Below are 12,134 nucleotides of genomic sequence, written 5' to 3'. Positions count from 1 at the left end.
AATACGTATTAATAAGTTATTGCCTGTAATAATTAGGCCTCTTCGTAAAATTCTTTGAGCAGCCCCGTTATCTGCATTATATCCTTGGATACGGATATACGCCCAGACCTTACGAACTGCATGATGCCATAGGGTTTCAGTTGCTCGTACATATCATCGATCTCGTTCCTTCTACCCGATTTGGCGATTACAAAAAACTCACGGGCCACGGTAACGATCTGCGAATTGTTGTCTTTTATAATATTTTGGATCTGCCTTTCGTCGAACAGGAGGTTCGATGCAATTTTAAACAAGGCCGACTCTTGGTAGATCGTCTCTTCGTCGGTATGGTAGAAGGCCTTGATCACTTCGATCTGCTTCTCTATTTGTCCTACGATATTGCGCACCCATTTTTCGGTGGTATGCACTACGATCGTAAATTTGGAAACCCCATCGATCTCGGATTTTGAGACGTTAAGGCTTTCAATGTTGATATGGCGCTTTAAAAATATACCTGATATTCTGTTCAAAAGGCCAACGTTGTTCTCGGAATATACCGAAATTGTAAACCACTGTTGTTTTTTCATCACTTACTCCATATAATCGGTCGAACGCAGCCGATTGTTGTTTTCTGTATTTAAATCCTCTCGACTGCGCCCGAGGGGTTACTTTTAATTTATTGTCGTCGACAGCTACCGCCCCTTTTCAACGGTCCCTTATTTATTTCTAACCGCTACGACAAGCCCTGTCGACCAATCCATCTTGGTCAAGGTAAAATCCCGCTTCCTTTCCAAATAGGCTACAAGGTCCTGTACATGCCCTTCGTGGCCATAGGGCCAGTTCGGCTGGGCCTTCATATCGTCGATTACGTAAAAGCCGCCCACCTTTACCAGGTCGAGGACTTCTTCGATTTCACTGTACTTGCCCGGCCATGCATCGGCAAAAACCAAATCGAATTTTTCGCCCGAATAGGTTTTCAACCATTTGCCCACATCGGCGCACACCAGCTTGAGCCTGGCATCTTTTTCAAAATACGCTTGGGCTATTCGAACCCACTTTGGATCATTGTCGATCGATACCACTTTCGATCCGGCATCCATTCCGTCGAGGATCCATGCCAAGCTTAGGCCAAGGCCCGTACCCAGTTCAAGGAACCTGCCTTTCGGCTTTGAGGCCACCAAGGTCTTCAACAAGGTGCCTATGTAAACGTCGGAAGGCATGGTAAAGCCGACTTCCTTCGATCTTTGCACTATCTGCCCATAAATTTCGGGAGTATCGGAAATGTTGGTGTCGAACATGGCCATTCTGGTTCAAGGGCTTATCGGCAGACCGTCAAAAACGGGCCAAAACCAATTTTCATTGTTATTTTAAACGGATATCGGAAACCGATGCCCCTGCAGGTACCATGGGGAAGACGTTGTCTTCCTTTTCTACCTTCACTTCCAGGAAATACGGATTTTTGGAAGCGATCATCTCCTCAATGGTCGATTGCAATTCTTCCCTCTTGCTCACCCTTTTCGATTCTATGTGATAGCCTTCGGCAATCTTCACAAAATCGGGATTGACCATTACCGTAGAGGCATATCGCTTATCGAAAAAGAGCTCCTGCCATTGCCTTACCATACCCAAATGGTCGTTGTTGAGCACGACGATCTTAACGGGAAGGTTGTGTTGAAAGATCACCCCGAGCTCCTGAATGGTCATTTGGTAGCCACCGTCGCCGATAATGGCGACCACTTCGCGGTCCATGGCACCCATTTTGGCCCCTATGGCGGCCGGAAGGGCAAAGCCCATCGTACCGAGGCCTCCGGAGGTAATATTGCTTTTAGACTCCTTGAACTTGGCGTACCTGCAACCGATCATTTGGTGCTGTCCCACATCGGTTACGATAACGGCCTTGTTACCCGAGGCGATATTGATCTGTTCGATCACCTCGCCCATGGTCAAGCCTTCCTTTGTCGGGTGAATGTCGCCCTTGATGACTTCGTTGAACTCAATTTCGTATTTCTTCTTGAACTCGTTATGCCAATCTTCGTGCTTGTTTTCGTTGACCAAGGGCAATAACAGCCCCAAGGTTTCCTTGGCATTGCCCAAGACCGCCACATCGGCGTGTACGTTCTTGTTCACCTCGGCCTTGTCGATCTCGAAATGTATGACCTTGGCCTGCTTGGCATAGGTATCGAGTTTTCCCGTTACCCTATCGTCAAAACGCATGCCTATGGCTATGAGCAAATCGCATTCATTGGTCAATATATTCGGGCCATAGTTGCCATGCATGCCCACCATGCCCACATTCAAGGGGTGATCGGAATCGATGGCGGAGGCCCCCATGATGGTCCATGCCGCGGGAATACCGCTCTTTTCGATCAAGGCCTTCAACTCTTCCTCGGCCTTGCCCAAGATCACGCCCTGCCCCCACACGATCATCGGCTTTTTGGCGCTATTGATCAATTCAGCGGCCGCCTCGATGGCCTTGGCATCCGGCTTAGGCACAGGATTATAGCTGCGGACCGCCGTACATTTTTCATAACTGAACTCAAACTCGTCGATTTGGGCATTCTTTGTGATATCGACCAAAACGGGACCTGGACGGCCGGCTTTTGCGATATAGAAAGCCTTGGCCATGATCTCTGGAATCTCTTCGGCCTTGGTAATTTGATAGTTCCATTTGGTGACCGGGGTCGAGATACCTATGATATCCGTCTCCTGAAAGGCATCGGAACCCAACAACGCGCGGGTCACCTGCCCGGTAATGCAGACCATTGGTGTCGAATCGATCTGCGCATCGGCAAGACCCGTCACCAAATTGGTCGCACCCGGACCCGAAGTGGCCATGGCCACGCCTACCCTGCCCGAAACCCGGGCATAACCCTGGGCGGCATGGGCGGCTCCCTGTTCGTGCCGCGTCAAGATATGTGTAAGTTTGTCCTGAAACTTATAGAGCTCGTCGTATACGGGCATAATGGCACCTCCCGGATACCCATAAAGCGTATCGACACCTTCGGCCAACAGACAATGGATGATGGCTTCGGCACCCGACATTTTCAGCTTGGCCTTGTTCTTAGCCTCCTCGGTTTTTATTTTAACTGCTTCCATATTACGTTCAAGTATTGGTGCCTTTTTCTTTCGGACTTGCCACTAAGACACGTATTTAAACAATCGGAAAATCGACTTTCCCTTTACTATTCCTATTAAAATTCATCGGTAACACAACCTTGGGAGGCCGATGATACCGTCTTTGCATATTTGTAGAGCACCCCTCTTTCAAACTTGAGTTTGGGCGCCTTCCATTTGGCCCTTCGCTCGGCCAGTACCTCATCGCTGACCTCGATGTCGATGGTGTTGTTCACGGCATCGATCACAACGATATCGCCGTTTTCGACCAAGGCGATGTTTCCTCCCACCTGGGCTTCGGGAGAGACGTGGCCTACGACGAAGCCGTGGGAACCACCTGAAAACCTTCCATCGGTGATCAGGGCCACATGTTTGCCCAAACCGGCCCCCATAATGGAAGAGGTTGGCTTGAGCATCTCGGGCATCCCCGGAGCCCCTTTGGGCCCTTCGTACCTGATGATTACCACATCCCCTTTTTTGACCTTTCCACTCTTGATGCCTTCGTTCACCGCCGTCTCACTGTCGAATACATTGGCTGGTCCTCTAAACGAAAGGCCTTCCTTACCGGTAATCTTGGCCACGGCGCCTTCCGTTGCCAAGTTGCCAAAAAGGATTCTTATATGTCCTGATTCCTTAATGGGATTCTCGACGGTACGGATAATATCTTGGTCGGCATCCAACTCTGCGGCATCGGCGAGGTTTTCGGCCAATGTTTTTCCGGTTACGGTGAGGCAGTCGCCATGCAACATGCCTTGCTTGAGCATATATTTAAGTACGCCGGGCACGCCGCCTACCTCGTGCAGGTCTTCCATTGAATAGCGTCCACTAGGTTTAAGGTCGGCCAACAATGGGGTCGAGTCGCTTATATTTTGGAAATCCTCGAGGGTAAATTCGATTTTGGCCGCCTTGGCTATCGCCAAGAAATGAAGTACGGCATTGGTAGACCCCCCTAGGATGGTCACCACTCGAATGGCATTTTCCAAAGACTTTCTGGTAACGATATCCGAAGGCTTGATGTCTTTCTCCAACAGTAACCTCATGGCCTCGCCCGCCCTGACGCATTCGTGTTCCTTCAATTTTCCATCGCTTACCGCGGGATTGGAGGAATTGAAGGGCAGCGACATGCCCAAGGCCTCAATGGCCGAGGCCATGGTGTTGGCGGTGTACATACCGCCACAGGCACCCGCCCCGGGACAAGCCTTATGTATAACTTCCTTGTATTCCGCCTCGTCAATGGTCCCGGCCACTTTCTGGCCAAAGGCCTCGAAGGCCGAGATGATATCCAACTTTTTTCCGTTATGGCATCCGGAGGCTATGGTACCCCCATAGACCAAGATCGATGGCCGGTTCAACCTTAACTGGGCGATCAGGGCTCCCGGCATATTCTTATCGCAACCCACTACGGTAACCAATCCGTCGTAACCCATGGCCTCTACCACGGTCTCCATGGAATCGGCGATCAAATCCCTTGATGGCAGGGAAAAACGCATCCCCGGTGTACCGTTCGATATCCCGTCGCTTACCCCAATGGTATTAAATATCAGTCCTACCAGATTGGCCTGGGTCGCCCCTTTTTTTACTTCAACGGCCAAGTCGTTAAGGTGCATATTGCACGGATTCCCCTCATAGCCCGTGCTGGCAATACCGATAAAGGGTTTTTTTAAATCTTCATCGGTGAGGCCAAGGGCATGCAACTGGGCCTGGGCCGCCGGTAAGCTAGGGTCTTGGGTTACGCTGTGACTAAATTTCTTCAAATTCATTTATCAATGTAGTTGTGGTTGTTGTAAATGTGCAAAATAGTTGTTGTTACCCAAAGGTATCGATTTCATAAAGCCCTGTGATTTAAGGCCAAACGGCTTTCTAAAGCCAAGATTTATATTTTTTTACTAACCAATTGATTATAAGGTTCTTAAATACATAATTTTATCATATTCAATAGTTGCAAAATACTTGATCAGAGCTGCAGTCGGACCTATTTTGCCTTAAAGTCCATTCGTTTTCCAATAAAAAAGGCCTGTATCAATCTCGTTTTTGATACAGGCCTCCAAAGTCGATAGAATTCCGTATCACTTCCCTCCGGAAATGACCAAATCCACCACGACTTTTGTATATTTTGCAATCATGGAAACAATATTATATAAAATATAAAACTCCACAAAGTATCCCGATCAATAATGCGCCCTCTAACCAAAATTTTACGGTTTTCTCAATTTGAAGCGTACTTTGTCGCCATATTTCTTCTGTGCCATAAGGGATATGGCCTCATCGGATAGCTGTAGAATTCGCGGATATCCTCCCGTTGTCTGGCCGTCCTTCATCAAAACGATCAATTTGCCCGAAGGCGTCAATTGTACCGTACCGGGCAAGGTAGCCGAGGTAAGCATTGAAATAGCATGGCCCGGGAGCTTTTCCTCAAGCTGATAGGCCATTCGATTGTTTTCGTTCGACACGGTAAACGCCTTTGAAAACAAGACCTCCAATTGCTTGTCGTCCAACAGTTCGTACTCGGGTCCCTGGGTAACGTAAAGCACGTTTTCCCCTAAAAAGGAATCTACTTTCAGCTCACTGACCTTAGGGTCAAAATGGGATACTTTGGTATAGGCCACGGTATCCCCTTTTTTTAAATGGTCTTTGGGGGTCACCGGTATAAAAAAGGAACGGCTACCCAGAACGACGGGAGTTTGAAAGCCGTTCTTGACAGCGAGGTAGCCCCTGAACCCCCTTTGCAGTTTACCGAAGGTCAGGATATCCCCTTTTTTGATTTTCGTCACCTTATATCTGTCTACCTGTCCATTGTTCAGGCTTGCCGGAATATCGGCCCCGCCCAAACAGATATAGGTATCTTGGTCAAACTGTAGGGAGGGTCCCGTCATGGTAATTTCCATAACGGCCGCATCGGGCTGGTTCTCCAAGAGCGCATTGACCTTACTGGCCGAATAGGTATCCATATATCCCGCTACGGGTACTCCTTTGTTGAGCAGCCCAAAACGACCTTGGTCTTGAATGGTCGTAAAAAGTCCGGCTTTTAAAACTTTAAGCATCCCATTCCGATTTTTCCGGCTTATAAATACCCACTTCCGCTTCTATCTTATGCAAGTCGTATTCGGCCCGTTCTATAGCGTAAAATTGCACCTTGTCCCCCACACTGATAAAACAGGGCTCCTCCTTTTTCGGATCGAACATCGGCACGGGGCACCTTCCGATAATATTCCAGCCCCCCGGGGACTCCTGGGGGTATATTCCGGTTTGTTTTCCCGCGAGTCCGACCGCCCCTTTCGCGACCTTTGACCTGGGCTGTGGTTTCCTGGGGATTTCAAGTTCTTTGGGCAAGCCGCCCAAATACATGAACCCGGGCAAAAAACCGATACAATAAAGCGTATAGGTGTACGATGTGTGCAAGCGAACGATTTCGTCTTCGGTCTTGCCCGAACGATCGGCCACCTCGGGCAGGTCGATGGCAAACTCCGGGTCGTAACAGACCGGCAAACGCCACAGCCATCTTTTACCGGATCTCGTTGTTGCGGGACGACCGTACCAATCCCTTAATTTTTTCGCAAATTCCTCAAATACGATGGGCCGTTCGCGATGGATCAAGGTAACCGAATTATAGGCGGGCACTATTTCCCAATTCGCGCCTTTTAGGCCGACCTCCTCCAAAAACCAGGTAAATTGAAGAATATCGTCAAGAATGGCCTCCTCGACCCGTTGCGGCCATTCCATCAAAATAGCGTGCACACCAAAGGGCCGAATGGAAATCTCGTAGGTACTCACTTTATTTAGGTATTAGGGTTCGGTATATGCTGCCTAATATACGACACAATTTCATAAGCTGCAGGTGTATCGCCATGAACACAAAACGTATCGGCCTTAATTTTCCTTAATTCGCCGCTTATGGTCTTTACTTGTTGAAATTTAATTATTCCCGTGATATGTTCCAAAACCTTTTCGGGACTCAGGATCAGGGCCCCGGGCTCATTGCGGGCAACGAGGGAAAGATCGGGGTTGTAATTTCTGTCGGCAAAGACCTCGTAGGCAATGGCGAACCCCTGCTTGAGGGCCTCAGCCTCAATTTTGGAAGCAAAAGGCACCAGAATTCGGAGCGATTTTTTAAAATCGGCAAGCCCGCTTAGAACAACTGCGGCCAAATCTTGGTTTGCCGCCATATCGTTGTACAAGGCACCATGGGGCTTAATGTGATCCAAGCGCATGTCCTCCTCCGCCGCAACGGCCTGAAGTTCGCATACCTGCTGCACGATGCTCTTTTGCAATTCAGGCGCAGCCAACGCAAGGGACTTTCGCCCGAAGTTGGCCCGGTCGGGATATGAAGGGTGGGCCCCTACCCGCACCCCATGGCGCTTGGCCAATAGCAAGGCCCTTCTCATGCTATCCCTGTCCCCCGTGTGCCCTCCACAGGCTATGCTGCACGAAGTGATGTACGGAAAAAGACGTTCCTCGCCTTTGGTGCCCTCCCCTACATCGCAATTGATCTCTATCGTTTTCATCTTATGCCAAATTGCCGTCCAAATTATCCGGTAAAAATAAGAAATGGGTTTTGCTATTGTCGGTTTTAACCAAAAAACCACCGCACAATCAACCGGTCCTTCCTTTATAAAATTACAAGGTCGACCCTTGTTTTCACCACAATTTTAACACTTTTGATTGCCGTTTATCTAAAAAAATGCAGTTCGTCTAAAAGTGGGGTGCCGTACATCGAAACTATATACTAATCGAAAAATATGCAGGTTATAATATTCCCAAATCAAACATACCGGTCCTAACCCCCCGGCCCAAAATTGACCTATTTATATGACTTGTGTGGAATGTAACAAACAACTCGATTACTCCGACCATAAGGCGAGTATGGATGCGTTAGGTGTTGAGCTATGCCCTGCTCACCAAAGGCGAATGATCAAATTGATAGAGAGTCATAATACGCCCAAAGAAGCCATTCAACTGTATTACGGACTCAAGGAAGCCGGAGTAACGGCCATGTTGGAATGGTGGGACGGAAGCAAGTCTATCGACATAGCCATTTCGCGGGTAAAGCTGAACATCGAAATCGATGTTGAATACAATATGATAACCCACGAACAGGCCATACACGACCTCGAGGAAGCCATGCATTCGTTCAAGAACGGGTTCACTACCATACGAATACCCCATGTCCTTATAAAATATTATCTCAAAGAAACCGTTAATAATATTCTAGGAATAATGGAAGGGCTTCGCACGCACATCAAGGCCATTTAACCCAAATACGTTCATCATGTCCATTTCTGATAAAATATTGAAGGTACCCTTACGGATTTCCCTTTCCATAATTTTAGTGGGACTTTTATTAAAAATCTTGCAATGGCCCTATGCCCGGGAAACCATGATGGTCGGTTTCGCCGCAACCGGCATCCTTTATCTGTTCAGGTTCTGGAAAAAGAACGAAAAAAAATTCCTCGACATCGTAAAGCTTGTCTTGGTTGTGAGCTGGACCTTGAACGGCCTGCTTCGGACCTTGCACCTTACCTACACCACATTTTTTCAAATTGTAATCGGACTCTCGTTCGTCACTTGGTTCGTAATGGAAGGAACGGCCTATTTTTTGGATGAGGACCGCAGGTCTAAAAACCAACGCATTCAAGTAATCTGGAACTTTGCCATGGTGGTCGGGGCCTTGGCCATTATTGCCGGAAGTATCCTCAATGTTTTAAATTGGCGTTTTGCCATCCCCCTTCTTGTCGTAGGCATTACCATTATTGCCGCCTATATACTCAAAGATATCTTTACCCCGAAAAAAATCGATGGTGGAGATCCCAACAACGAGGAGTTTCAGCTTTAGCCCCTTATCCCCCATGCATATCAATACACCATAATGCAGGTATCACCGGCACTTGCCTTGTAAAAGAGGCGGATGTTGATCAGGTACTTTTTGCCCTTGAACAGTTTCTCCCGTATCACCGAATTGCGGTCTTCCCCGCTATCATCATCCCCCGACAGGTAGACGTTTTCATCGTTACGCACCTCCGAAAGCACCATCACGGTATCCATATCGCCAAAGGTACGTATGGTATAGTACCGCGATTCCTCGGGTATGAATTCCATATTGGCCTGATTCCCTGCATCGATGGAAATAATTTCCGAATGAAAGGCCTTAAGCCTCGTAAAGGTCCGCTTGTCCATTTTGGGATAAAATTGCTTTACCCAAGTTATATCGCGGTTCGAAAGGCCCGCTTCGGGCGAAAGTCCGGTTTTATACTTCTCGGGGGAAAGAATCATATTCGCGCCAAAGGGATAGTGCATGATCGAATTGGGGTCCCAGCTCGACCCTTGAACCTCGTCCGGGGAAATTTTACGTATGATGTTGTGAAAGGTCTTGTCCCGGGACCAATAATTGGGAGGACCGGCCAATGCGCTGTAAACGGCGTCTTCGTCCCAAACGATTCCCGCCTTGGGGTTTTGGTGCTCGTGGGGAAAGCCCATTGCATGTCCGATTTCGTGTAGGACGGTATCTTGGTCGTCAACGATATCCCAGCCGAAATTCATGGTGCGCTCCCCCTTGGGTATTTCCCATGCGTCGCGCCCCACATAAGACCACGAACCCTCTCCCTTGGCAAAACCGATACGTATAAGGGCCTCGAGGTGGTCGCCGGTCTCTTCAAACTCCAGGCCTATCCCCAGATCTTTCCAGGTACGAAAGGCATTCCGGACCGCTTCCTTCTCCTCCGCGCTACCTTCCCAAAAAAGCTTGGTCTGGTTGCCATTGCTATCCGTGGCCGGCGTAAAGAACGAATCCCCTTCGAAAAAAGAAAACTTTAGTTTGGTCCCGTTGACCCATTTCTTGGCCATCATTAGTATGGCCTCCATTCTCAACGGACCTACCGGCATATCAAAAGACCGCTCCGGCATTTGAGGCAGGTTGCAATAACGTATTTCACTAGGTGCTCCCATGATTCGATTCTTTTAGGTTTGTTGTACGGGTCAGAAGACGGACCGGCGGCAGGGGCCATCCACCCACGACCATCCAAATTACCCAACAAACAACTGAATATCAATACGTTTTGTATAAACAGCCCTATATGGTGTGCAATCGGGGCACTTTTTAGGACAGGCTACCCACAGGAAGGGAAATCCGGCCAAATTTCGGACAAAGCGTACCGTTAATCGGTCCTTTGTGTGACCTCCCCCCTGTTCTTTATGGAATATATCTGCCGTTGACCGGACTTTTGACCATCAATCGAAATAACCCTCCCTTTCCCCGATCAATACCCAAGGGTCTTGATATTTGACGTTCTTTTAAAAGAAACATCAACACGTATCTATGAAAGAAAAATACACGATGAACGATTACTTGGTATACATTTTTTGTGCGGCCTGCTTTATATGGTCGCTTTATGTAATTTTTTTTGAAACGGTGCCCTAGGGGTTGAAGGTCCCTTTTAGCTATAAATAATTACGTATCAGCATTTTTCACGATATGCCGGTATTGGTCAATTCGATTTCTTGTCGTAATTTCTAGCCTTTAATTCAACTTCAACTAGAAAACGCTACGAAATGAAAGACAGACGCACCTTTTTACAGCAAACCGGAATCTTGGTCGCCTCTACGGCCTTTGCGCCCAATGCCTTATGGGCCAGCACCTCACCTCAAAAGAAGAAACTTGGCGTGGCCTTGGTAGGTTTGGGCTACTACAGTACCGACCTTTTGGCGCCGGCCCTTCAACTGACCGAACACTGCGAACTGAAGGGAATCGTTACCGGAAGTCCCGAAAAAATCCCCGTTTGGCAAGAGAAATATGGCCTTGCCGACAAGAACATCTACGATTACGGGAATTTCGACGACATTGCCAACAATACGGATATCGATGTGATCTACATCGTCTTACCCCCCTCAATGCATGCCGAATATGTCATCAGGGCGGCGAAAACGGGAAAGCACGTATGGTGCGAAAAACCAATGGCCCCTTCGGTAAAGGATTGCGAGGCCATGATCAAGGCCTGTAAAGACCACAAAGTAAAGCTTTCCATCGGTTACCGCTGCCAGCACGACCCCAACATTCAGGCCTACATGAAGGCCGCCAAGGAAAAGACATTCGGCAAGGTAGCCATGGTCACTTCGGCAGCGGGCTATTTCGACGGCCGTACGGACCATTGGAAACAAAAGAAGGCCATGGGCGGTGGTGTAATGGGCGACATGGGGGTATATGCCATTCAGGGTGCCAGGCTGGCCACGGGAGAGGAACCCGTTTCGGTGTTGGCCCAGACCTTTACCACACGCCCCGATATCTATCACGAAGTAGAAGAAACGGCCATGTTCCAACTTGAGTTCCCCAGCGGTGCAAGGGCCGCTTGCCACACCAGTTTTGGCATTTCGATGAACTATCTTAAGATCAATTATGAAAAGGGATGGCTTCAAATGGAACCCCATTCGTCATATAGGGGCAACAAGGGCGTTATGAGCAACGGTACCAAAATCGACTACCCGATAGCCAATCAGCAAGCCCGACAAATGGACGATGACGCCCTGGCCATCATCAACGATACCGATGTGATGGTTCCCGGGGAAGAAGGCCTACGCGATATTCGGGTGGTAGAGGCCGTTTACAAATCGGCAGCCGCCAACAATTTGATCAAAATTTGACCGTAGTATCCCCAAAAACAAGGGGTTACCATTGCAAAAACTGACAAAAACCCCAATATTTTTGAGATAATCCCCTAAAAATATTGGGGTTTTTCTATGGGTTATTTTTTAGTGGAGTAGCTAAATTCGTTCATGGATCAGAGACCTATTACTATGAAATTTAAAGATAAACTTACCTATATCTATGTAGCGTTCAATATTGTATTTATAATTGCGATGACTATATTTTTGATTTATAGCTATCCTTTTTAAAAAGCAGAACGGACGCTGGTATTCCATTATTTCGATTGAGCCCGGTGCAGGGCAAAAAAGAAACCCAAGAACGTCGCCGTAAACATTTTACGGAAAGAACCACAGCCCCATACGCTGTGGTTTTTTAATTCGAATTGTTAAGATTAAATGCATTTCATCGA

11 protein-coding genes are annotated in these 12,134 nt (G+C 48.0%); 3 read left to right on the top strand and 8 right to left on the bottom strand.

The features are described 5' to 3' along the window. Window positions 1-32: 32 nt before the first annotated feature. From ilvN to pxpA, 7 genes are all read right to left on the bottom strand, one after another. Window positions 33-566 carry an acetolactate synthase small subunit gene (gene ilvN, locus BUB37_RS19020; protein ID WP_072995422.1) on the bottom strand — a complete coding sequence of 178 codons (534 nt, stop codon included), beginning with the start codon at window positions 564-566 and terminating at the stop codon, window positions 33-35. Between the two features lie 129 nt (window positions 567-695). Next, window positions 696-1,277 carry an O-methyltransferase gene (locus tag BUB37_RS19015; protein WP_072995469.1) on the bottom strand — a complete coding sequence of 194 codons (582 nt, stop codon included), beginning with the start codon at window positions 1,275-1,277 and terminating at the stop codon, window positions 696-698. A gap of 64 nt (window positions 1,278-1,341) precedes the next feature. Continuing rightward, a complete protein-coding gene (gene ilvB / locus BUB37_RS19010) occupies window positions 1,342-3,075 on the bottom strand; it encodes a biosynthetic-type acetolactate synthase large subunit (RefSeq protein ID WP_072995421.1) in 1,734 nt (577 codons plus the stop codon). A gap of 95 nt (window positions 3,076-3,170) precedes the next feature. Beyond that, window positions 3,171-4,853, bottom strand: coding sequence for a dihydroxy-acid dehydratase (ilvD, locus tag BUB37_RS19005; protein WP_072995420.1), 1,683 nt, complete (start codon window positions 4,851-4,853; stop codon window positions 3,171-3,173). Window positions 4,854-5,288: 435 nt separating this feature from the next. After that, entirely contained in the window at window positions 5,289-6,134 is an 846-nt protein-coding gene (locus tag BUB37_RS19000; protein WP_072995419.1) for a 5-oxoprolinase subunit C family protein, read from the bottom strand. Continuing rightward, entirely contained in the window at window positions 6,127-6,864 is a 738-nt protein-coding gene (gene pxpB / locus BUB37_RS18995; protein ID WP_072995418.1) for a 5-oxoprolinase subunit PxpB, read from the bottom strand. The genes BUB37_RS19000 and pxpB overlap by 8 nt, the downstream gene beginning before the upstream one ends. Before the next feature lie 5 nt (window positions 6,865-6,869). Further along, complete coding sequence (gene pxpA, locus BUB37_RS18990; RefSeq protein WP_072995417.1) at window positions 6,870-7,595, bottom strand: 5-oxoprolinase subunit PxpA; 726 nt, start codon at window positions 7,593-7,595, stop codon at window positions 6,870-6,872. Between the two features lie 304 nt (window positions 7,596-7,899). Here pxpA and BUB37_RS18985 point away from each other — a divergent pair, with 304 nt between their 5' ends. Both BUB37_RS18985 and BUB37_RS18980 read left to right on the top strand, forming a co-directional pair. After that, the gene (locus BUB37_RS18985; protein WP_072995416.1) at window positions 7,900-8,343 is read left to right on the top strand and encodes a hypothetical protein; all 444 of its coding nucleotides are present in this window, start codon (window positions 7,900-7,902) and stop codon (window positions 8,341-8,343) included. Window positions 8,344-8,359: 16 nt separating this feature from the next. After that, window positions 8,360-8,923, top strand: a complete 564-nt coding sequence (locus tag BUB37_RS18980; RefSeq protein ID WP_072995415.1) for a hypothetical protein — start codon at window positions 8,360-8,362, stop codon at window positions 8,921-8,923. 20 nt (window positions 8,924-8,943) lie between these two features. Here BUB37_RS18980 and BUB37_RS18975 read toward each other — a convergent pair whose 3' ends face one another. Next, on the bottom strand, window positions 8,944-10,032 hold the full coding sequence (locus BUB37_RS18975) for a M12 family metallopeptidase (protein WP_072995414.1): 1,089 nt from the start codon (window positions 10,030-10,032) through the stop codon (window positions 8,944-8,946). Between the two features lie 603 nt (window positions 10,033-10,635). Here BUB37_RS18975 and BUB37_RS18970 point away from each other — a divergent pair. Continuing rightward, entirely contained in the window at window positions 10,636-11,721 is a 1,086-nt protein-coding gene (locus BUB37_RS18970) for a Gfo/Idh/MocA family protein (RefSeq protein ID WP_072995413.1), read from the top strand. Window positions 11,722-12,134 lie beyond the last annotated feature (413 nt).

It is taken from the genome of Pseudozobellia thermophila, from assembly GCF_900141855.1.
GTDB lineage: Bacteria > Bacteroidota > Bacteroidia > Flavobacteriales > Flavobacteriaceae > Pseudozobellia > Pseudozobellia thermophila.
This window is presented reverse-complemented; position numbering and strand designations above follow the sequence as displayed.